The sequence below is a fragment of the Bradyrhizobium sp. HKCCYLRH2015 genome (genome assembly GCF_051168215.1).
In the GTDB taxonomy this organism is placed as follows: domain Bacteria; phylum Pseudomonadota; class Alphaproteobacteria; order Rhizobiales; family Xanthobacteraceae; genus Bradyrhizobium.
Genome location: NZ_JBNPUO010000007.1, coordinates 292,035 through 314,167 on the forward strand (window position 1 = coordinate 292,035; position 22,133 = coordinate 314,167).

20 protein-coding genes are annotated in these 22,133 nt (G+C 64.7%); 11 read left to right on the plus strand and 9 right to left on the minus strand.

What is annotated here, in order from left to right; genetic code table 11:
* Window positions 1-26: 26 nt before the first annotated feature.
* Both ACQR1H_RS20175 and ACQR1H_RS20180 read right to left on the minus strand, forming a co-directional pair.
* Window positions 27-635, minus strand: a complete 609-nt coding sequence (locus ACQR1H_RS20175; RefSeq protein ID WP_434908088.1) for a Maf family protein — start codon at window positions 633-635, stop codon at window positions 27-29.
* A gap of 11 nt (window positions 636-646) precedes the next feature.
* Window positions 647-1,486 carry a pyruvate, water dikinase regulatory protein gene (locus ACQR1H_RS20180; RefSeq protein ID WP_315740416.1) on the minus strand — a complete coding sequence of 280 codons (840 nt, stop codon included), beginning with the start codon at window positions 1,484-1,486 and terminating at the stop codon, window positions 647-649.
* Between the two features lie 414 nt (window positions 1,487-1,900).
* Between ACQR1H_RS20180 and hemJ the strand changes: the two genes are divergently transcribed.
* The 7 genes from hemJ to ACQR1H_RS20215 all read left to right on the plus strand — a co-directional run bounded on the left by hemJ (window position 1,901) and on the right by ACQR1H_RS20215 (window position 10,041).
* Complete coding sequence (gene hemJ / locus ACQR1H_RS20185; RefSeq protein ID WP_172113657.1) at window positions 1,901-2,323, plus strand: protoporphyrinogen oxidase HemJ; 423 nt, start codon at window positions 1,901-1,903, stop codon at window positions 2,321-2,323.
* A gap of 240 nt (window positions 2,324-2,563) precedes the next feature.
* Entirely contained in the window at window positions 2,564-3,829 is a 1,266-nt protein-coding gene (gene rho, locus ACQR1H_RS20190) for a transcription termination factor Rho (protein ID WP_315740414.1), read from the plus strand.
* A 163-nt stretch (window positions 3,830-3,992) separates the two neighbouring features.
* Window positions 3,993-5,330, plus strand: coding sequence for a tRNA uridine-5-carboxymethylaminomethyl(34) synthesis GTPase MnmE (gene mnmE / locus ACQR1H_RS20195; protein WP_316238608.1), 1,338 nt, complete (start codon window positions 3,993-3,995; stop codon window positions 5,328-5,330).
* Between the two features lie 227 nt (window positions 5,331-5,557).
* On the plus strand, window positions 5,558-7,435 hold the full coding sequence (mnmG, locus tag ACQR1H_RS20200; protein WP_434908089.1) for a tRNA uridine-5-carboxymethylaminomethyl(34) synthesis enzyme MnmG: 1,878 nt from the start codon (window positions 5,558-5,560) through the stop codon (window positions 7,433-7,435).
* Window positions 7,436-7,447: 12 nt separating this feature from the next.
* Entirely contained in the window at window positions 7,448-8,107 is a 660-nt protein-coding gene (gene rsmG / locus ACQR1H_RS20205; RefSeq protein WP_316183029.1) for a 16S rRNA (guanine(527)-N(7))-methyltransferase RsmG, read from the plus strand.
* Between the two features lie 34 nt (window positions 8,108-8,141).
* Window positions 8,142-8,993, plus strand: a complete 852-nt coding sequence (locus ACQR1H_RS20210; protein ID WP_315800885.1) for a ParA family protein — start codon at window positions 8,142-8,144, stop codon at window positions 8,991-8,993.
* 151 nt (window positions 8,994-9,144) lie between these two features.
* Window positions 9,145-10,041, plus strand: a complete 897-nt coding sequence (locus tag ACQR1H_RS20215) for a ParB/RepB/Spo0J family partition protein (RefSeq protein WP_315800886.1) — start codon at window positions 9,145-9,147, stop codon at window positions 10,039-10,041.
* A 365-nt stretch (window positions 10,042-10,406) separates the two neighbouring features.
* On the opposite strand, the gene holA is transcribed toward ACQR1H_RS20215, so the two are convergent.
* From holA to leuS, 3 genes are read right to left on the minus strand one after another with little or no spacing between them, the layout of a single operon-like run.
* A complete protein-coding gene (gene holA, locus ACQR1H_RS20220; RefSeq protein WP_434908090.1) occupies window positions 10,407-11,435 on the minus strand; it encodes a DNA polymerase III subunit delta in 1,029 nt (342 codons plus the stop codon).
* An 18-nt stretch (window positions 11,436-11,453) separates the two neighbouring features.
* Complete coding sequence (lptE, locus tag ACQR1H_RS20225) at window positions 11,454-12,005, minus strand: LPS assembly lipoprotein LptE (protein WP_315800888.1); 552 nt, start codon at window positions 12,003-12,005, stop codon at window positions 11,454-11,456.
* The gene (leuS, locus tag ACQR1H_RS20230; protein ID WP_434908091.1) at window positions 11,992-14,616 is read right to left on the minus strand and encodes a leucine--tRNA ligase; all 2,625 of its coding nucleotides are present in this window, start codon (window positions 14,614-14,616) and stop codon (window positions 11,992-11,994) included. Before leuS ends, lptE begins: the two co-directional genes overlap by 14 nt.
* A gap of 323 nt (window positions 14,617-14,939) precedes the next feature.
* Between leuS and ACQR1H_RS20235 the strand changes: the two genes are divergently transcribed.
* The gene (locus ACQR1H_RS20235) at window positions 14,940-15,926 is read left to right on the plus strand and encodes a GGDEF domain-containing protein (RefSeq protein WP_315800933.1); all 987 of its coding nucleotides are present in this window, start codon (window positions 14,940-14,942) and stop codon (window positions 15,924-15,926) included.
* Window positions 15,927-15,946: 20 nt separating this feature from the next.
* Here ACQR1H_RS20235 and ACQR1H_RS20240 read toward each other — a convergent pair whose 3' ends face one another.
* Window positions 15,947-17,644, minus strand: coding sequence for a sensor domain-containing diguanylate cyclase (locus ACQR1H_RS20240; protein ID WP_315800890.1), 1,698 nt, complete (start codon window positions 17,642-17,644; stop codon window positions 15,947-15,949).
* 108 nt (window positions 17,645-17,752) lie between these two features.
* On the opposite strand from ACQR1H_RS20240, the gene ACQR1H_RS20245 reads away from it, so the two are divergent.
* Window positions 17,753-18,439, plus strand: coding sequence for a YggS family pyridoxal phosphate-dependent enzyme (locus ACQR1H_RS20245; RefSeq protein ID WP_315800891.1), 687 nt, complete (start codon window positions 17,753-17,755; stop codon window positions 18,437-18,439).
* A gap of 24 nt (window positions 18,440-18,463) precedes the next feature.
* On the opposite strand, the gene ACQR1H_RS20250 is transcribed toward ACQR1H_RS20245, so the two are convergent.
* Window positions 18,464-19,249: a 2-keto-4-pentenoate hydratase gene (locus ACQR1H_RS20250; RefSeq protein ID WP_316183025.1), complete on the minus strand. Its 786-nt coding sequence runs from the start codon at window positions 19,247-19,249 to the stop codon at window positions 18,464-18,466.
* A 19-nt stretch (window positions 19,250-19,268) separates the two neighbouring features.
* The gene (locus ACQR1H_RS20255; RefSeq protein WP_434882252.1) at window positions 19,269-19,790 is read right to left on the minus strand and encodes a L,D-transpeptidase family protein; all 522 of its coding nucleotides are present in this window, start codon (window positions 19,788-19,790) and stop codon (window positions 19,269-19,271) included.
* Window positions 19,791-20,064: 274 nt separating this feature from the next.
* Between ACQR1H_RS20255 and ACQR1H_RS20260 the strand changes: the two genes are divergently transcribed.
* Entirely contained in the window at window positions 20,065-20,751 is a 687-nt protein-coding gene (locus ACQR1H_RS20260) for a response regulator transcription factor (protein WP_315716813.1), read from the plus strand.
* Between the two features lie 66 nt (window positions 20,752-20,817).
* Window positions 20,818-21,261 carry a cyclic nucleotide-binding domain-containing protein gene (locus ACQR1H_RS20265; RefSeq protein ID WP_434884054.1) on the plus strand — a complete coding sequence of 148 codons (444 nt, stop codon included), beginning with the start codon at window positions 20,818-20,820 and terminating at the stop codon, window positions 21,259-21,261.
* Window positions 21,262-21,288: 27 nt separating this feature from the next.
* Here ACQR1H_RS20265 and ACQR1H_RS20270 read toward each other — a convergent pair whose 3' ends face one another.
* Complete coding sequence (locus ACQR1H_RS20270; protein WP_434908092.1) at window positions 21,289-22,107, minus strand: exodeoxyribonuclease III; 819 nt, start codon at window positions 22,105-22,107, stop codon at window positions 21,289-21,291.
* Between the last annotated feature and the right edge of the window lie 26 nt (window positions 22,108-22,133).

Below are 22,133 nucleotides of genomic sequence, written 5' to 3' on the forward strand. Positions count from 1 at the left end.
CCCCTGACGCATGGCTGCGGTCGGCATCAGATCCCAAGCAGCTTCGCTTCGCGAAAATAGGCGAGCAGCGGCAACAGCGGCAGACCGAGGATAGTGAAGTGATCGCCGTCGATCCGGTCGAACAGGTGCACCCCGAGCCCTTCCAGCTGATAGGCGCCGACGCTGGATGTGACGGCGTCACCGGCGGCATCGAGATAGGCTGCAATCTCGGCCTCAGAGAGGGCGCGCATCGTCATCCAGGCGACGGCAACGTGCGAGAACAGGACCTCGCCGTTGCGGACCACGGCGATGGCCGAGTGCAGCGCATGGGTGCGCCCGCCCAACGCCAACAATTGCTGCATGGCATGCTGGCGGCCGGCCGGCTTGTTGAACATGCGCTCGCCCAACGCGAGCGTCTGATCCGCGCCCACCACGTAGGAATTGGGCCTGCTTGCCGAGACCGCAGCGGCCTTCGCATTGGCAAGGTGTAACGCAATCTCGTAGGGCGCGACCAGGCCGGCTTCGGCCTGCACCGCGCGTTCGTCGATATCGGCCGGACGCGCCTCGCACGCGAGTCCTGCGTTCGCGAGCAGCATCCGCCGCGCGCGGCTCTGCGATGCCAGAATGAGAGGCTCGTGACTGCACCAGATGGACATTGATCCGCTCACTAGTCCGGAAGCCGCTGCCGCTGCCGGTCGGTATAGAGTTTCAGGATCGCGGCGGCCGTCTCCTCGATCGAGCGCCGCGTCACGTCGAGCATGACCCAGTTGAACTTCGCACTGAGCTTGCGCGCATAGGCGACCTCGTCCGTCACCGACTGCTTGTCGACATAGTTCTCATTGCCGGATTCCGCACCCATGCTGAGCAGGCGATTCTGCCGCACCTGGATCAGCCGCTCCGGGGTCGCATGCAGGCTGACGACCAGCGGTTTCTTCAATGTCTCGAGCTGGTGCGGGATTGGAATGCCCGGGACCAGCGGCACGTTGGCTGTGCGCACGCCGCGGTTGGCGAGATAGATCGAGGTCGGAGTCTTCGAGGTCCGGCTGACGCCCACCAGCACCACCTCGGCGTCTTCGAGGCCGTCGACCATTTGCCCGTCATCGTGGAGCATCGTGTAGTTCAGCGCATCGATGCGGGCGAAATATTCGGCATTGAGCACGTGCTGCGCGCCGACGCGGCCGGCGGTCGACGCGCCGAGATAGGCCTCGAACAGCTGCATCACCGGACCGATGATCGACAGGCTCGGAATGTTGATCTGCTGGCACTTACCTTCGAGCCGGCTGACCAGGTCCTTCTCGAGCAGGGTGAACAGCACGATGCCCGGCGCTTCCTCGATCTCGTCGAGCACGCGGTCGAGCTGCTTCTGGCTCCGCACCAGCGGGTAGACGTGCTCGACCGGGGTCACGTTGGTGTATTGCGCGGCGACTGCTCGCGCGACCGTGATCAGGGTTTCGCCGGTCGAATCGGAAACCAGATGGAGGTGAAAGTAGTTGCCGGTGGTGGGCATCAAATCCTTAACGATCTGTGAATCCCTGTGAAGGATGGGGCCAAAAAGTCGCCTCGGACCGCTCCCTTTGTATAACCCCGATTGTTCTGCACATGGTCGCCGTCCGGGACAACGTCAGGCAGCAGCGCGATGATATCGGGACGAGGCCCATTTGTCTCTGGATAAGCTGTCGAAGGATTTCGACAAGCGTCTGAATCACATCAGACTCTGGGGCGATCCGGTGGGCGCAGCGCGCATGTTGAGGGATGTGAACAAGCTGCGGGCAGACTGCGGATGACATTGCATGAGTCCAATCCACCGCTACCTAGACTCAAACCTTAAGATTCTAAAATTATTTGGTTTGGAGGGGACTGAGCGAGCGGATATGTCTCGGCACGCAAGCTGATCGCTGGCTGAGAGGATCGCGCGTTTCCGATGTATGAGTGGATCAAGGCCCTGCACGTCATCGCCGTCATCGCGTGGATGGCCGGCATGCTCTATCTGCCGCGGCTGTTCGTCTATCATTGCGACGCCGAGATCGGTTCGAAGCAGTCCGAGACGTTCAAGGTCATGGAACGGCGCCTGCTCAAGGCGATCATCAATCCCGCCATCACCGTGACTTGGCTGGCCGGGCTTTATCTGGTCTGGGCCGGACACTGGTATACCAGCGGTTGGTTCCACGCCAAATTCCTGCTGGTGCTGATCATGTCCGGCGTCCACGGCCTGTTTACCCGCTGGGTCAGGGAATTCGGCGCCGACAAGAACACCCGGAGCCAGAAATTCTACCGCTATGTCAATGAGGTACCGACGGTGCTGATGATCGGCATCGTGATTCTCGTGATCGTCAAGCCGTTCTGACCGTTTCCCAGGGAATACCGCTCCGCTGCAGATGCCTTGCAGACGACGGCGCGATTTTCTATATTATGGATATCCCACCCCACGCAGGCGGATGTGGTTGCGTTCCGGCTTGACCGGCCGCCGCATCAGGTCTGGTGCCTCATCGGCGCCAACCTTGCTCAGACCTGCGGACCTCATTTTCGTCCGCCTTCCCACAGCCACCTCGCATCCCTCCCAAGTCGCTTCCACAGGACCACCCCAATGCGGGAAATCAAACTACAGGACCTCAAGTCAAAGACGCCGGCCGAGCTCGTCTCCTTCGCGGAGGAAAACGGGGTCGAGAACGCCAGCACGATGCGCAAGCAGGAGCTGATGTTCGCCATCCTCAAGCAGCTCGCCATCCAGGAAATCGACATCATCGGCGAGGGCGTCGTCGAGGTTCTGTCCGACGGCTTCGGCTTCCTCCGCTCGCCCGACGCCAACTACCTGCCCGGCCCCGATGACATCTATGTCTCGCCGTCGCAGATCCGCCGCTTCGGCCTGCGGACCGGTGATACGATCGAGGGCCACATCCGCAGCCCGAAGGAGGGCGAGCGCTATTTCGCGCTCCTCAAGGTCAACACGCTGAACTTCGAGGATCCCGAGAAGTCCAAGCACAAGGTCAATTTCGACAACCTGACGCCGCTGTTTCCGGACGAGCGCTTCCGGCTCGAGCTCGAGGATCCGACCCGCAAGGATCTGTCGCCGCGCGTCATCGACATCGTCGCGCCGATCGGCAAGGGCCAACGCGCGCTGATCGTCGCGCCGCCGCGCACCGGCAAGACCGTGCTGATGCAGAACATCGCGCACTCGATCACGGCCAATCATCCCGAGTGCTACCTGATCGTGCTGCTGATCGACGAGCGCCCCGAGGAAGTCACGGACATGCAGCGCTCGGTGAAGGGCGAGGTTGTGTCCTCGACCTTCGACGAGCCGGCGGCCCGTCACGTCCAGGTTGCGGAAATGGTGATCGAGAAGGCCAAGCGCCTGGTCGAACACGGCCGCGACGTCGTCATCCTCCTGGACTCGATCACCCGCCTCGGCCGCGCCTACAACACTGTCGTGCCGTCATCCGGCAAGGTGCTGACCGGCGGTGTCGACGCCAACGCGCTGCAGCGGCCGAAGCGCTTCTTCGGTGCCGCGCGCAACATCGAGGAAGGCGGCTCGCTGACGATCATCGCTACTGCGCTGGTCGACACCGGCAGCCGCATGGACGAGGTCATCTTCGAAGAGTTCAAGGGCACCGGTAACTCCGAACTCATCCTCGACCGCAAGGTCGCGGACAAGCGAACCTTCCCGGCGATCGACATCGCCCGGTCCGGCACCCGCAAGGAAGAGCTCATCACCGAGCCGCAGAACCTCAAGAAGATGTACGTCCTCCGCCGCATCCTCAATCCGATGGGCACCATGGACGCGATCGACTTCCTGCTCGACAAGCTCCGCAGCACCAAGAGCAATGCCGAGTTCTTCGAATCCATGAATACCTGATTGGACCACGGTCTCGATCTGGACGGGGGCGCTCTTCGGAGCGCCCTTTTTGTTTGCGGGACTGTATCAGGCGCGGGCGCCACCGCTCGTCGGCGGCATCCGACGTAAAGCATGCCGCTGCAAACCGATTGTGTTTCGCTGCCGGCAAGCCCAACTGAGGATGATGCATCCTCACGATCAGACCATCTTTGCATTGTCCTCGGGACGGCTGCCGAGCGCGATTGCGATTGTCAGACTCTCTGGCTCACATGCGGGATCTGCCCTTCGGCTGCTGGCGGGAAGATTGCCGGTGCCGAGGACTGCAACACGCGCCTTGTTGCGCGATGGCGGTGGCGAAGCGATCGACGATGCCGTCGTGCTGTGGTTTCCCGGACCCGCAAGCGCCACCGGCGAGGATGTCGCCGAGCTGCACGTCCATGGCAGTCGTGCCGTCATCGCGGCGGTGTTCTCGGTCCTCTCGACGATGCCGCAGATGCGCCCTGCGGAGCCGGGCGAGTTCACGCGGCGCGCGTTCGAGAATGGCAAGATCGATCTGACCGAGGCCGAGGGGCTCGACGATCTCATTCATGCCGACACTGATCGCCAGCGGCGCCAGGCGTTGCGCCAGCTGAAGGGCCTGCTCGGTGACAAGGCGCGAAGCTGGCGGGAGCAGATCATCGAAGCGGCGGCGCTGATCGAAGCCGGGATCGACTTTGCCGACGAAGGCGACGTGCCGACCGAGCTGATGGCGCCGGCGCTAGCGCGGATTGAACAACTCCTGACGGAGATCGAGACCGTTTTGTCAGCGCAGGGCCGGGCCGAGCGACTGCGCGACGGCCTGACGGTCGTCATCGCCGGACCTCCAAACGCCGGCAAGTCGACATTGATGAACCAGCTCGCCCGGCGTGAGGTGGCGATCGTCTCGCCCCATGCCGGCACCACGCGCGACGTCATCGAGATCCAGCTTGACCTCCAGGGCTATCCGGTCACGGTGATCGATACTGCGGGGATCCGGGAGACGGACGATCCCGTGGAGCAGGAGGGCGTGCGGCGGGCCCGCGATCGGGCGGCGCAGGCCGATCTCGTGCTGTGGCTGTCCGAGGATGATCAGGCGGAGGCAGAGCGTCGAACTGGGGTGCCTGTCTGGCTGGTCCGCAACAAGATCGACCTGCCGGCCCCCCAGGCGAGAGCTGCGGCGTCGGTGCAAAGCGCGGATCGGGTTTTTGCGATCTCGGCGAGAACCGGAGCAGGCTTGTCCGAACTGCTGGAGGCCCTGATCGGCTTCGCTGGTGACTTCTTTGGATCGACCGAGAGTGGCCTGATCACGCGAGAACGGCAACGAACCCTGCTCGAGGAGACGGCGGCCGCACTTCGCCAGAGCATTGCGGCCGTAGATCTCGGGGAGGAGCTCGCCGCGGAGGAGCTGCGGATCGCCGCCCTCGCGCTCGGGCGCCTCTTGGGGCGGGTTGACATCGAGGATGTGCTGGACGTGATCTTTCGCGAGTTCTGTATCGGCAAGTAGCGACGGCAACGGTCTCGGCGCGACAGATATACTTAATGAAGCGTTGCTTGGTTAACGGACCATCAACTGTTTCACGTGAAACAGGGACGGAACTCTCGCGACGTTTCACGTGAAACAAGTTCCGATCTCAGGGTGCTGTTTCACGTGAAACGTCCTCGCCTTGTCGTGGCGAATGTTTCACGTGAAACGTCTTCCGAGCGTTGTCTGCAAGCGTTAGATAAGCCCCCATGTTCCAGCATCTGACATCCTACGACGTCATCGTCATCGGTGGCGGCCACGCCGGCTGCGAAGCTGCGGCGGGTGCGGCACGCATGGGCGCCCGGACCGCACTGATCACCCATCAGTTCGCGACGATCGGGGCCATGTCTTGCAATCCAGCGATCGGAGGACTGGGGAAAGGACATCTGGTTCGCGAGGTCGATGCGCTCGACGGCTTGATGGGCCGGGTCGCCGATGCCGGCGGCATCCAGTTTCGGGTTCTGAATCGCCGGAAGGGACCGGCCGTTCGAGGTCCCCGTGCCCAGGCCGATCGCAAGCTCTATGCCGCAGCGATGCAGTCGGCGATCCGGGAGACCGCGAACCTTTCCGTGATCGAAGGCGAGGCGGACGAATTGATCGTCACGGACGGCCGGGTCACGGGAGTGCGGTTGGCCGATGGCCGGGCTTTTATTTGTGGCGCGGTGGTCATCACGACCGGCACCTTCCTGCGTGGTCTGATTCACCTGGGTGAGCGGACCTGGCCGGCTGGGCGGGTCGACGAAGCGCCGGCGCTGGGGCTCTCCCGGTCCCTGGAGGCCATCGGGCTTCAGCTCGGCCGGCTCAAGACCGGGACCCCGCCGCGTCTGGATGGATCGACGATCGACTGGACGGCAGTCGAGATGCAGCCCGGCGACGATCCGCCGGAGCCGTTCTCCGCGCTGACCGATAAGATCACCACCCCGCAGATCCAATGCGGCATCACCCGGACGACGACCGCGACCCATGAGGTGATCCGCGCCAATGTCCATCGCTCGCCGATGTACTCCGGGCAGATCAAGTCGACCGGGCCGCGGTATTGTCCCTCGGTCGAGGACAAGATCGTCCGCTTCGGTGATCGCGACGGCCACCAGATCTTCCTGGAGCCGGAAGGACTCGACGACACGACGGTCTACCCGAACGGCATCTCGACCTCGCTGCCAGAAGAGGTTCAGCTCGCGCTGCTGCCGACCATCCCGGGTCTCGAGCGGGTCCGGATGATCCGGCCCGGCTATGCGATCGAGTATGACCACGTCGATCCGCGTGAGCTCGAGCCGACCCTGCAGACCAGGCGGATGAAGGGTCTATTCCTGGCCGGTCAGATCAACGGCACGACCGGGTATGAGGAGGCCGCGGCTCAAGGTCTGGTCGCCGGCCTCAATGCGGCGCTGGCCGCAGGCGGCGGCGCGCCGGTCGTGTTTGATCGCGCTGACGGTTATCTCGGGGTGATGATCGATGACCTGGTCACGCGAGGGATCACCGAGCCGTATCGGATGTTCACCTCGCGCGCCGAGTATCGGCTGACGTTGCGGGCGGACAATGCGGACCAGCGGCTGACCGACAAGGGCATCGCACTCGGCTGTGTCGGCAATGAGCGTGCGTGTTTCCATCGAAGCAAGATGGATGCGTTGGAGGCTGCCCGTTCGCTGGCGAGGTCGCTGACGATCACGCCCAACGAGGCGGCTAAGCATGGCCTCACGCTCAACAAGGATGGCCAGCGCCGCTCGGCCTTCGAGCTGATGGCCTATCCGGAGATCGGCTTCTCCGAGGTGAGGGTGATCTGGCCGGAGCTCGGCGCGATCGATGCCGCCATCGCCGCCCATCTTGAGATCGATGCCAAATATGATGTCTATGTCCGCCGCCAAAGCGACGACGTCGATGCCTTCCGGCGCGACGAGGGATTGGTGCTCGGCGACATCGACTATGCGCTCGTTCCGGGTCTTTCCAATGAGGCGCGGGCGAAGCTGGCGGCTGCCAGGCCCTGGACGATCGGGCAGGCGGGCCGGATCGACGGCATGACGCCGGCGGCGCTCGGAATTCTCGCGGCCTATCTTCGCCGCGAAGCGCGTCGCAGCAAGGCCGCGGGCTGAGGGGCGTTTCACGTGAAACAGGCAGTGGCGTCCAAGGTGATCGAATCCGACAAGGCGGCTGCGCTCGCCTTGACGCCCGTTTCACGTGAAACGGAGCAGCGCCTCGATTGCTATGTCTCCCTGCTGTTGGAGTGGCAGGCCAAGACGAATCTCGTCGCGCCTTCGACCTTGCCGCATCTCTGGACCCGGCACATTTCGGATTCGCTGCAGCTTCTCGATCTCGCGCCCGACGCCCGGATCTGGGTCGATCTCGGCAGCGGCGGCGGGTTTCCGGGCGTCGTCCTCGCCTGCGCGCTGGCCGAGCGGCCCGGCGCCCAGGTCCATCTGGTTGAGCGCATCGCCAAGAAGGCGGCGTTCCTGCGCGAAGCAATTCGCGTCACCGGTGCTCCGGGGATCGTGCATTTGTCAGAGATCGGGGATATCGTGGAGAAGTGGAGTGGGCGAGTCGATTGCGTGACCGCACGCGCGCTGGCTCCGCTACACCAACTCATCGGCTTTGCGGAGCCCCTGGTGAAAAAAGGCGCGAAAGCGCTGTTTCTCAAGGGTCAAGATGTAGAAGCGGAATTGACCGAATCTACTAAGTATTGGAAAATTGAGCCGAAACTTCATTCCAGCCGGACGGGCGGGCAGGGCTGGATCGTCGCAATCGATTGCATCGAGCGACAGAGCTGAATTCCGTCAAGACGACAACCAATGGCGATCGCGCATGGCCGTAATTGATCAGATTTATCAAGAAGATAGGGCTCCTCACCCGGAGGGGCATCCGCGCATCCTGGCGCTCGCCAACCAGAAGGGCGGGGTTGGCAAGACCACGACCGCGATCAATCTCGGCACGGCGCTGGCCGCGATCGGCGAGCGCGTGCTGATCGTCGACCTCGATCCGCAGGGCAATGCCTCGACCGGGCTCGGCATCGACCGTGGCAGCCGCAACTGCTCGACCTATGACGTGCTGATCGGCGAGGCCTCGCTGCGCGACGCCGTCGTTGCGACGGCCGTGCCACGGCTGCACATCGCCTCCTCGACGATGGACCTGTCGGGTCTGGAGCTCGAGCTCGGCTCCAGCGCCAACCGCGCCTTCCGTCTGCGCGACGCGATCGCCGGTCTCAACAACAACGTCTCGCCGGAGAACGACTACACCTACGTGCTGGTCGATTGCCCGCCGTCGCTGAACCTGCTGACCGTCAATGCGATGGCCGCGTCGGATGCGATCCTGGTGCCGCTGCAGTGCGAGTTCTTCGCGCTCGAAGGTCTGTCGCAATTGCTGCAGACCGTGGAGCAGGTGCGCTCGACCCTGAACCCGAACCTGTCGATCCACGGCATCGTGCTGACGATGTTCGACTCGCGCAACAACCTGTCGAACCAGGTGGTGGCCGACGTCCGTCAGTTCATGGGATCGAAGGTCTACAACACGATGATCCCGCGCAACGTGCGCATCTCGGAAGCACCGTCCTACGGCAAGCCGGTGCTGGTCTACGATTTGAAGTGCGTCGGCAGCGAGGCCTATCTGAAGCTCGCCACCGAGGTCATTCAGCGCGAGCGTGACCTGCGCACGAACTGACCTTGCCTCTGCTCCGGGCACCTCGTCGCCCGGATCTCATTTGAGGACGGCAGCGGATCCGGTCAGGATCCGCTCCCTCGTTCATTGTGCCGGCGGGACTGATCGGCAGCAGACGCAAGCGGAGCGTGACGTGAATCCAAAGGAGAAGGCGATGGCCGACGAGTCGCGATCGCGATTGGGCCGGGGTCTTGCAAGTCTGATCGGTGACGTCGGCCGCGAGGCCGGCGCGCCGCCGGAGCGGCCGCGCAATCAGCGCAAGGTGCCGATCGAGTTTCTCAAGCCCAATCCGCGCAACCCGCGCAAGACGTTTTCCGACGGCGAGCTCGCCGAGCTCTCGGCCTCGATCAAGCAGCACGGCGTGATCCAGCCGATCGTGGTGCGTCCGGTGAAGGGCCAGCACGACCGCTACGAGATCATCGCCGGCGAGCGGCGCTGGCGCGCCTCGCAGGCCGCCGGCCTGCACGAGGTGCCGATCGTTCCGGTCGATGTCAGCGACAGCGACGCGCTGGAGCTCGCGATCATCGAGAACGTGCAGCGTGAGGATCTCAACCCGATGGAGGAGGCGCAGGGCTATCACGCGCTCGCCAACGAGTTCAAACGCAACCAGGAAGACATCGCCAAGATCGTCGGCAAGAGCCGCAGCCACGTCGCCAACATGATGCGGCTGACCAAGCTGCCGGCCGAGGTGCAGGGCTTTATCGCGACCGGGCAGATCTCGGCCGGCCATGCGCGCGCGCTGATCAATCTGCCGGATCCGATGTCGGCGGCGAAGAAGATCATCGCGGAAGGATTGAACGTCCGGCAGACCGAGGCGCTCGCGCATGAAGAGGGCGTGCCGGAGCGCAAGCCGCAGAAGCCGCGCAGCGCTGGAGGCAGCGCGACGGCGGAGAAGAAGGACGCGGACACCATCGCGCTGGAGAAGCGCGTCGGCGATGCGCTCGGCCTTTCCGTGTCGATCAGCCACCGCGATCCCGGCGGCACGGTGCAGATCACCTATCGCAGCCTGGAGCAGCTCGACGAGGTGATGCGTCGGTTGGAGCAGGGTTAGATGTGAGTTGGCGGCGCTTACTGCGCCGCGGTCTCTCATGAGTTCGTTGCCCCGAACTCACATTCGTCATGGCCGGGTCAAGCACGAGCATGACGAGCTACTAATGAGTGACGAGAGTGGCCTGCATGTGTCCTCGTCGCGTCTGCCTCTGCTGATCTCGGCTCTCTCCTCCGTCATTCCGGGGCGCGCGTAGCGCGAACCCGGAATCCATTTTACGGCAGATGACGCAGCCCGATGGATTCCGGGTTCGCCGCGCTGCCGCGCGTCGCCCCGGAATGACGCCGGAGATTGGAGCGCGGTCGCTGGCCAATTTGGGGTGTGCGCTTCGTCACCGCCGCTGCCTCAGCCGACGTTACGTAGACGCGTCACCCCTTCCGCCGTGCCGCGACCGCGATCGACAACAATGTCCGCTGCGCGATCGCCGCTGCGAGCCCCGGCTGCTTGCGCATGTCGAGCGCAGCCGTCGCCAGCTGGTCGATGATCGGCAGCAGCCGGGCAGGGGAGAAGTTGCGCAGCGCGACTTCCGCGCTCGGCTTGCGCGAGAAGTGCAGCCGCGGGAAACCGCCTTCGAGGATGGACGAGACTGGCGTGCCGGAAGCGACGGCGAGCGCCGATTTGTGCAGCCATGCCGCATGTCGCTGCGCAGCGGAGATGATGACGCCGGGATAGGTACCGGCGATCATCGCCTTGCCGAACTCGGTCTCGACAACGTCGGGCTTGCCGCCGAAGGCGCCGTCGACGATCGGATCGAGCTTCATCTCCGAGGCGTCCGCAACCACGGCCATCACATGGTCGAGCGTCACCTCGCCCTCGCCATGCGCGAACAGGGTCAGCTTGCGCAGCTCGTTGCGCGACGCCTGGCGGTCGCCCCCGAGCAGCGCCATCAGATAGGCGCGCGCGTCGGGCGCGATGCGCAGGGCCGCGATGCGCAATTCGTCGTCGATCAGCTTGGCGAGATCGCGCTCGGTGTCCGGGTAGCAGCCGATCGCGACCGCCGTTCTGGCCTTTTCGCAAATCTTGCGCAGTGGCGAGTCAGGGCGGATGTCGCCGGCCTCGATCACGATGCGGCAGTCCCGCACGTTCATCTCGCTGAGCGTCTCGACGCCGCTGGCGAAATTGCGCGAGCCGGCGCGGACCCGGATGGCCCGCCGGCCGCCGAACAGCGGCACGGTCATGGCCTCGTCGACGAGGCGCGACGGCTCCGCGGAGAGCTCGTCACCGTCGAGCCTGACCACGGAGAACGGATCATCGGGGTTGTCGACGGCCGACGCGATAAGGGCCTCGGCACGCTCGCGAACCAGGCCCGTATCCGGGCCGTACAACAGGATCAGCGGACGGGCGGCGTCCGGTTTGGCCAGGAAGGCATCGATGTCTCGTCCGCGCAGCGCGACCACGGCGATGTCAGCCGTGCGTCAGGTGCCCGCGGTGAAATAGGCCGCGAGCCGGGTCTTGATCTTCTCGGCAACCTCCTCGGAGGCGCGATCCTCGGCGTCACGGAAGGCGCGTTGCCGGGCGAAGCGCTGGTACGAGCCGGGGATGTCGTAGGAGGTGCGCGCGAAGGTCGTTCCGGTCATGACCGACTTGTTGGTCGCCAGCTCGACCAGATTGTACTGCACGTCGAGGCCGACATTTTCGGTGGTCGGCAGGCCGGTGGTCTGCGAGACGATCAGCGAGGACCGGCTGGTCTGCAATCGCAGCACCAGCTTGTGGGTCGGCGCCGTGCCGGTTGCGGTGCCGTACAGCTTGAAGGCGAGCGCGTTGCGGATGCCGACGCCGATGCGCGCCTCGGGCGAGGCGTTCGGCTTGTCGACCGGCGGCAGCTCGATGCCGGCAAGCTTTTCACGCAGGCCGGGCGTGCCGTCGGTATGTTCCGCATACATCGGCTGGAAGCAGCCTGCCGTCAGCGCGGCCAAAGCGGCCACGGCAACAAGCCGAGCAGCGATCCGAAACCTAGCCGACGACATTCACGATCCTCTTGGGAACAATGATCACCTTGCGGACGGGTTTGCCATCCAGCGCCAGTTTTACTGCATCGAGGGCCAAAACGGCAGCCTCAATTTCCGGATTCTGCGCGTTGCTGGCGACTGTGACTTCTCCGCGCTTCTTGCCGTTGACCTGGACGACCAGGCTCATGCTGTCCTCAACCAGCAAATCTCGTTCGATTTGCGGCCAGGACGCCTCCGAGATCAGCCCAGTGTGGCCCAGCAACTGCCAGCATTCCTCGGCCAGATGCGGCATCATCGGCGAGAAAAGCTGCACCAGGATCCCCGCAGCCTCGCGAATCGCCCAGGCCAGGTCGGGGGCCGGCTTGGCCGGCCGCGCCAGGACGTCGGCCAGCGCGTTGGCGAATTCGCGGATATGCGCCAGGCAGACGTTGAAGTGCAGCCGCTCGATGCCGCCGGTCACCTTGTCGAGGGCGCCGTGGGCCGCCTTGCGTAGCGCCAGCGCGTCGGCGCCGAAGGCGGCGGGACGGGGGGAGGGGGTTTCGGCGGACGCCGCGACCGATTCGTTGACCAGCCGCCAGAGACGCTGGACGAAGCGCGCCGCGCCCTGCACCCGCTCGTCGCTCCAGATCACGTCGCGGTCCGGCGGCGAGTCCGACAGCATGAACCAGCGCGCGACGTCGGCGCCGTAGCTCTCGATGATGTCGTCGGGGTCGACCGTGTTCTTCTTCGACTTCGACATCTTCTCGATCGGGCCGATCGTGATGTCCTCGCCGGTCGCGCTCAGCACCGCGCGGCGGCCATTGCCGCCAACCTCGATCTTGACCTCGGCCGGGTTCACGTAAGTGCCGTCGGCCTTCTGGTAGGTCTCGTGCACCACCATGCCCTGCGTGAACATGCCGGCGAACGGCTCGTCCATGGCGACGTGCCCGGTGGCCTTCATCGCGCGGGTGAAGAAGCGGCTGTAGAGCAGATGCAGGATCGCGTGCTCGACGCCGCCGATATACTGGTCGACCGGCATCATCCGGTTGGCCACCGCCGGCGTGGTCGGCGAGGTCTCGTTCCACGGATCGGTGAAGCGCGCGAAGTACCAGGACGAGTCCACGAAGGTGTCCATGGTATCGGTTTCGCGCAACGCCTTGCCCCCGCATGTCGGGCAAGTGACGTGCTTCCAGGTCGGATGGTGATCGAGCACATTGCCTGGCTTGTCGAAGCTGACGTCGTCCGGCAGCACCACCGGCAGGTCCTTCGGCGGTACCGGCACGACGTCGCACTTGGCGCAGTGGATCACCGGGATCGGACAGCCCCAGTAGCGCTGCCGGGAGATGCCCCAGTCGCGCAGGCGGAAATTGACCTGGCGCTCGCCGACGGCAGCGCCGCCACGCTGCTCGGTCTCCAGCCGCCTGGCGACCTCGTCCTTGGCCTGCGCGATCGTCATGCCGTCGAGGAAGCGCGAATTGATCAGCCGGCCGTCGCCGTCGAAGGCGGTGTCGGTGATGACGAAGCTCGACGGGTCCTGGCCCTCGGGGCAGACCACCGGGACATTGCCGAGGCCGTATTTGTTGACGAAGTCGAGGTCGCGCTGGTCGTGCGCCGGACAGCCGAAGATGGCGCCGGTGCCGTATTCCATCAGCACGAAGTTCGCGACATAGACCGGCAAGGTCCAGCTGGGGTCGAAAGGGTGCACGGCGCGGATGCCGGTGTCGAAGCCCTGCTTCTCCGCGGTGTCGATCGCCTCCTGCGCGGTTCCGATCCGCTTGATCTCGGCGATGAACGCGGCGAGCTCCGGGTTCTTGGCGGCCGCGGCTTGCGCCAGCGGATGGTCCGCCGAGATCGCCATGAACTTGGCGCCGAACAGCGTGTCGGGCCGCGTCGTGAAGATCTTCAATTCGGTCTCGCCCGCCGGCGTCGTCTTGGGATCCAGCGCAAAGCGGATCAACAGGCCTTCGGAGCGGCCGATCCAGTTCCGCTGCATCAGCCGGACCTTGTCGGGCCAGCGGTCGAGACCATCGAGCGCGTCCAGCAGCTCCTGCGAGTACTTCGTGATCTTGAACACCCACTGGTTCATCTCACGCTGTTCGACCACCGCACCGGACCGCCAGCCGCGGCCGTCGATGACCTGCTCGTTGGCGAGCACGGTCATGTCGACCGGATCCCAGTTGACCTTGCGCTGCTCGCGCTCCACCAGCCCGGCTTGCATGAAGTCGAGGAACATCTTCTGCTGGTGCTTGTAGTAGGACGGATCGCAGGTCGCGAATTCGCGGGCCCAGTCGAGCGACAGGCCGATCGAGCGCAGCTGCTTCTTCATCGCGGCGATGTTGTCGTAGGTCCATGCCTTCGGCGCGACCTTGCGCTCGATCGCGGCGTTCTCCGCCGGCAGGCCGAACGCGTCCCAGCCCATCGGATGCAGCACGTTGAAGCCCTTGGCGCGCATGAAGCGCGCCAGCACGTCGCCGAGCGTATAATTACGGACATGGCCGATATGGATGCGTCCCGACGGATAGGGAAACATCTCGAGTACGTAGTATTTCGGACGCGGATCGTCGTTCCTGGTGGCGAAGATCGCCTTCTCGTCCCACTGGCGCTGCCAGCGCGGCTCGGCTTCACGGGCGTTGTAGCGTTCGGATGTCATGGAATCGCTTATAATTTTCGAGGATTCGCGTCGTTTGAAGACGGCGGACTAGGCCACAAAAGCGGCAGCCCGGTCAATGGGGCGACAGATGATGATACCATTTTGGGCATCCGCTAAGCGACGGTAATCGCGAGTTTTTTGCAGCCTCCGCCGGCTGTGTCGAAGGTCCGATTGAGGCACGGTTAAGACTTGAATGGGAGACTGAGTGCATACATCCAGGCATCAGCCCGCATCTGGGATCACTCCACATCGTGTCCGGCGCTACGTTCGACGAGCTTGACTTCGAGTACGCGACGACGGTCGCGGAAAAGGCCATGAAATCCATGGCTCAACAGCGCGTGCCACCGACGCCTAACAACTTCCATCTGTGGTTCAAGTACTCACTGGGCTCGGCGTCGGATCTCAAGCGCGCCGTCGACATCCTGGTCAGCAACAAGCGCAAGTTCGACAAGACCACCAACCAGGCGCTGTTCGACACCTATATCGGCCAGCAGGGTACGGAAGCGGCTGTCGTCCACAAAGTCTCGCAGCAGTTGCATGGCGTGATGGACTCCGCCAAGCAGTATCTGACGGCCGCGATCGCCGACAACCGCACGCACATGGCGGCGATCGATGGCGTCGCCGAACGCAGCGAGCAGGGTGTCGATCCGAAGATCCTGATCGAGAACCTGGTCAGTGAGCTCGCCCAGGCAACCGCGCGTGCGGCGAAACTCGAAGCGAGCTTTGCCGAGAAGTCACGCGAGCTCGACACCATCCGGGACTCGCTCAACAAGTCGGAGCAGCGCGCCCGCACCGACACGCTGACCGGATTGCCGAACCGGCGCGCGCTCGAAGAGTTCTTCCGCCATGCACAGGTCGAGGCGATGGAGCGCGACGAACCGCTCAGCATTCTCCTGATCGACGTCGACCACTTCAAGAAGTTCAACGACAATTACGGCCATGGCGTCGGCGATCAGGTGCTGCGCCTCGTCGCCAAGGCATTGCGCGAGCGCGTCCGCGACAAGGATCTTCCGGCGCGTTACGGCGGCGAGGAACTGATCGCGGTGCTGCCGCAGACCGACCTCGAAGGTTGCACCGTCATCGCTGAGCGCATCCGGCGCACCATCGCCGACTGTCAGTTCACGCGGCGCTCGACCGGCGAGGTGCTGCCGCAGATCACGGTGTCGATCGGCGTCGGCCAGTTCCAGTTCGGCGAATCGATGGCTGATCTGATCGACCGTTGCGACCGCTCGCTGTATCTCGCCAAGAAGCTCGGCCGAAACCGCGTGGTCACCGAGCTCGAGCTCGACCGGAAGCTCGCGGTCGGCTGATCGCTGGCCGCGGCGCAGCCCTATCCGGCGCGTGCCACGCCGCTCCTGTCATCCGCGACATCCGCGAAGCCATGCGCGATGACCGTGTTGCGGCCGCGATGCTTGGCCGCATAGAGCGCGGCATCGGCGGCTTCGATCAGGTCGGAGGGCATCAGCGACTCGTTCGGCCGGGTCGAGGCGACACCGACGCTCACGGTGACGCATCGATGCGCCGACGTCGCGTGCGGCAGCTCGAGCTCCAGCACCGTGGCGCGCACCTGCTCGCCGACCGCGAGCGCCTCTCTCGCACCCATGCCCGGCAGCAACAGGCAGAACTCCTCACCACCATAGCGGCCGGCGAAAGCCGTCATTGCACCGGCGATCTGCGACAGCGTCTCGCCGAGACGTGACAGGCAGGCGTCGCCCTCAGGGTGCCCATAGGTGTCGTTGTAGAGCTTGAAGTGGTCGACGTCGATCATCAGCAGCGACAACTCGGTGCCGGCCTGCTGCGCGCGGCTCCATTCGACGTCGATGCGGTTCTGGAAGCCGCGGCGGTTGGCGAGGCCCGAGAGCATGTCGATCGACGCCATCACCGTCAGCCGGTCATTGGCGGCGACCAGCTCGCGCTCGCGCTGGCCGAGTTTGGCGGCCATCGCATTGAAGGACTTTGCCAGCGGAACGAACTCCGACGGCAGATGCTTGGTGGTGACGCGCGCCGACCAGTGGCCGTGGCCGAAGCGCTTGGCGGTCGCGGCGAGCATGCTGACGGGCTTCACGATCAGCTTCTCGGCGGCGATCAGCGCGCCGAGCAGCACGATCAGGCAGACGAGGCCAGCCTGCAGATAGGCATTGCGGATCTCGCGGTCGATGGCGGCGGTGACGCGCGTCTCATCGATGCTGACGATCAGCCGCGAGCCGGTGTCGGCGATCCGGGTGAAGGTGATCGCGCGCTTGGAGCCATCCGCCGCCGTGAAACTCATCGTCTCGGACGGCTTGCCCGAGCTCAGCGCGGTCTCGGCAACGGCCGACAACAACGGCACGCTGTCGAGCGGCCGGCCGATCAGCTCGGTGCGGTCGGCGGGCGCCGCCAGCACGGTTCCCTCGCTGTCGATCAGCACCGCCGTGATGCCGGGACGGCCGCCAAGATTGCTCATGATCTTGGACATCCATTCCAGGTTCACGCTCGCCAGCATCACCGCGTCCGGCTCGCCGGTGATGGCGCCGACCGGATAGGCGGCCATGACGATCGGCACGTGCGACGGTTTCGACAGCAGGTAGTCGCTGAACACGAAATCACGTGATTCCTGGGCGCCACGGAAATATGGCCGGTCGCTGAAATCGAGCCCGACATATTGGTTGTTGGTCGAACACTGGATGCGGCCGTCGCGGCCGGCGATCATCAGGGTGCGGATCCACGGCAGGGTCGCCGGCAGGCTGGCGCGCATCATGTCGCAGCTGCGGCTCACGCCGGTGCTCGACGCCCGGACATAGGCGGTCGATTTCAGCACCGTCTCCACCGACATGATGACCTCGCGCTGCATGTCGGCGCTCTGCCGGGCGAGGCTGGAGAATTCCTCCGATGCGAGCGCGATCTGCCTTGTCCTGGCGCCTTCCAGCGAGCGCGCACGTTCCAGCATCAGCGGCGCCACCAGGATCAGGGCGAGCAGCGCCAGCCGGGCGCGGATCCCCATCAGCCGGTTCAGCTTCACTCTATTGCGATTGAACCGGATGCTTGGCATTTCTTCCCCCTACCCCCGGCCGTGGAGGGTAAGGAGAAGGGCTCAAGAACCTTTTCTCGAACTGCGTAAAATTGCAGCCAAACCCGTAATCTACCGACGGACGCCATCGTGCCTGATGAATCGAACGCCTCAACCTCGTCCTCGCCGTCCGCGCTCGCCGCCGTCGAGCAGGAGATTCTGCGGGCCTGCCGCGACGCCAAACGTGATCGCGGCTCGGTCACGCTGATCGCTGTGTCGAAGACCTTCGATGCCGACGCGATCGAGCCGGTGATCGCGGCCGGACAGCGCGTGTTCGGTGAAAATCGCGTTCAGGAAGCCAAAGCCAAATGGCCGCCGCTGATGGCCGCGCATCCGGGACTCGCGCTGCACCTGATCGGGCCGCTGCAATCCAACAAGGCCAAGGAGGCGGTGGCGCTGTTCGACGCCATCCATTCGGTGGACCGGCCGAGCCTGTGCGTGGCGCTTGCCAAGGAGATTTCCGCCCAGGGCCGGCATCCGCAACTGTTCATCCAGATCAACACCGGCGAGGAGCCGCAGAAGGCGGGCATCGCGCCCGGCGACGCCGACGCCTTCATCGCCGCCTGCCGCACGGATTACGGGCTCACGATTTCAGGGCTGATGTGCATTCCGCCGGTCGACGAAGCACCCGGGCCGCATTTCGCGCTGACCGCCAAGATCGCCGCCCGCAACGGCCTCGCGCATCTGTCGATGGGCATGAGCGCCGATTTCGCCATCGCCATCCAGTTTGGCGCCACACATGTCCGTGTCGGCTCGGCGATCTTCGGGCATCGCTGAAGAGGGCGCGGTCGCGGCAGGTCCCTACTCGAACCGCACCGATACCTGCCCCAGATCGCCGAAATCGGCCTCCATGTGGTCGTCGCTGTCGATCGGCAGCGGCGGATGACAGGTGCCGGTCGTGATCACCTGCCCTGCCCGCGCGGGCACGCCGAGCGCGCTGAGCTCGTTGACCAGCCAGGCCAGCGCGATCAGGGGATCACCGAGCACGTTGCGGCCGTGGCCGATGAAGGTCTCGCCACGCAGCGTGATCCGCGGCCGCTCCGCGATCAGGTCGCGGCTGCGCCAGTCGGCGGTGCTGGCCTCGCCCAGCACGAACAGATGCGCGCAGGCATTGTCGGCGATCAGTTGCGCCTCGCCGGCGCTGACGAAGTCGGCGAACCGCGAATCGGGAATCTCGATCGCGGGGTGCAGCGTGTCGACCGCGGCCAGCACCTCCGCGACATTATAGGGTGTCGGCCGGGGCGGCAGATCGCGTCCGAGGCGGAAGGCGAATTCCGGCTCGGCGACCCGCATCGCGTTGCCGGCCATCGACGCGGTGCCGCCGACCGGCAGCACCGTTTCGGCCAGGATTCGCCCGGCCATCGGACCGGCGACATTGATATGGCGCTGGCCGGCCTCGCTGGTCGCCGCAATCTTCCAGCCAAATAGCGGCTTGGGCGAGTGGCGCTCGAGCTCGGCCTGGACCGCATAGCCCTCTGCGCGGTCGCGTGGACGCAGCTCCGGCGGCAGCGCCGCCAGCTTCCGGCCTTCGCTCCAATGCTGGCGCAGGATGCCCGAGGCGCTGGCTGGCTGATCCGGTGCGCGCATGACGTCGTCCTCCCTTACATTATTGGATGACGATCCTGGTGCGCGGGCCGATCCTTTGCAACAGACGCAGCATCGCCGGTCGGGTCATGGCCACGCAGCCTGCGGTCGGGCCGAAATTCGGCCGCGCCAGATGCAGGAACACGGCGCTGCCGCGGCCCGCGATCCGCGGTCGCGTGTTGTGATCGATCTCGATGATGAAGTCGTAGAGATGGTCCTGGCGCGCCAGCCGGTCCCCGGGCCGGTCGCCGCGCAGCCGGATCGCCCGATTGTAGTGCCGGTCGGCCGGGTCCTCGCACCAGGCGTCCTCCGGACCGATCCCTCGGATCGGAAGAAAGGTCCGCGGACGCGGATGACGATCGGCCCGCCACCACAGCTGCCGGGGCCGGAAGGTCCCCCGGGGGGTGCCACCATCGCCCTCGCGCTTGTTGGCCAGGACGCCGCCGCGGCCGAGCGCCACCGGGATGGCATGGCCCCAGACATGGAGCCAGCCGCGCTGCCGCGACCCGGCTTTGGCGCGAATCAAGATTCGCGATGCTGGCATGCCAGGCTTCACCTTCGATAACGACATGAAACAACGTGCCTTTTCATTGCCATGGACTGCCCGGTAATTGCCTTAATGTCGGCAAATGGTCCGCCGCGAGGGTCGAACAGGACAATCATCTCAATCCCTGCCCAATTCTGAAGTAGAGTCCCGGGCGCTTGTGAATCGGTAACAGCCCCTTACTTCAAGACGGAACAGGGCTGATGAGCCTGTTTGCCCACCGTTGACGGCGCCACCCATCCGATCCCGCCGGCGCCACCTAGAGGATTGTACAATGGCCAATGCCCGCAAGATCCTGATCGTGGATGACGACACCGATCTGCGCGATGCCCTGATGGAGCAGCTCTCGCTGCATGACGAGTTCGAAGCCCAGGCCGTCGATACCGGCGCCAAAGGCGCCACCGCCGCAAAGGCCAATTCACCCGACCTGGTTCTGATGGACGTCGGCCTGCCCGACACCGATGGCCGCGAAGTGGTGCGGTCCCTGCGCAAGGGCGGCTTCAAGGCGCCCATCATCATGCTGACCGGGCACGATACCGATTCCGATACGATTCTCGGGCTCGAATCCGGCGCCAACGACTATGTCGCCAAGCCCTTCCGCTTTGCCGTGCTGCTGGCCCGCATCCGGGCCCAGCTTCGCCAGCACGAGGCCAGCGAGGACGCGGTGTTCTCGGTCGGCCCCTACAGTTTCCGGCCGGGCTCGAAGATGCTGACCGGCGCCAATGCCCGCAAGGTCCGCCTGACGGAGAAGGAAACGGCGATCCTGCGCTTCCTGTACCGCGCCGGCCAGCAGCCGGTGTCGCGCGAGACCCTGCTGCAGGAGGTGTGGGGCTACAATTCCGGCGTCACCACCCACACGCTGGAAACGCACATTTACCGTCTGCGGCAGAAAATCGAAAAGGATGCCGCTAATCCGGAGATTCTGGTGACGGAGGCCGGTGGCTACAAGTTGGTACCGTGATAGGTTCGGGGATGGCGGTTTCGCCATCTATGATATTGGTTCCATTCCGCCTTCCCCGGGCCCTTGATGTCGATCGAAGACGATATTGCGCTATTGGAGCGCGTCCCAACATTACGGCTGCTGGGAAGCGAGTCCTTGCGCATGATCGCCATCGGTTCCGAGCAGCGTAACATCCAGAGCGGCGAGACCCTGTTCCGGGAAGGCGACACGGCTGATTGCGGCTATGTCGTCCAGCGCGGGTCATTGCGCATCAGCGACGAGGTCGGTGCCGAGATCGTTGCGACGCCGACCATGCTGATCGGCGAGCTGGCGCTGCTGGTCGAGATGCGGCGTCCGGCGACAGCGACGGCGCTGGAATATTCGACCGTGGTGCGGATCTCGCGCAGCCTGTTTCAGCGTGTGCTGGAAAGCGACGCCAAGGCTGCGCGCCGGCTGCGCGACGAGTTCGCCCACCGCGCCAGCCGTATAGCCAACGACATCATGGTTGCCGGCGCCAAGCTGACATCGTGATTCGCGTGGCCGACCGGGTCTGCTTCGCTATGACACGTCCAGCGTCACTGTAACCGGCACGTGATCCGACGGTCGCTCCCAGCTGCGGGCGTCGCGCAGGATCCTGAAGTCGCTGACCCGGTCCTTCAGGGCGCGTGACACCCAGATGTGGTCGAGCCTTCGGCCGCGATCGCCGACGGTCCAGTCGGCGGCGCGGTAGCTCCACCACGTGTAGACCTTCTCCGACATCGGGATGCGTTCGCGGGCGACGTCGACCCATTCGCCATGGGTCTGCGCCGCCAGCAGCTTCTCGCATTCGATCGGCGTGTGCGACACCACCTTCAGGAGCTGCTTGTGCGACCAGACGTCGTGCTCATGCGGCGCGACGTTGAGGTCGCCGACCAGGATATGCCGGGCGTCGCCGCGCGGATGCAGCGGCTCGCACGCCTTCAGTTCGTCGAGGAATTGCAGCTTGTGCTCGAATTTGGGATTGAGCGCGGGATCGGGAATGTCGCCGCCGGCCGGCACATAGAAATTATGCAGCACCAGCGGCTGCGCGAGCTGCGCCTTCTCGCCGAATGCCACGGTGATGTGGCGCGAATCCACCTTGTCGCAGAAGGTGCGGACGTTGGTCTCCTCGAACGGCCATTTCGAGATCACGGCGACGCCGTGATAGCCCTTCTGCCCGTTCAGTGCGACGTGCTCATAGCCGAGCCGCTTGAAGCGCTTCAGCGGGAAAGCGTCGTCGATGCACTTGGTCTCCTGCAGGCACAGGACATCGGGCCTGACCTGCTTGATGAGCTTGGCGACGAGGTCGATGCGCAGGCGCACCGAGTTGATGTTCCAGGTGGTCAGGACGAGACGCATGAGAATGGCGTCATAGCATGAATTGC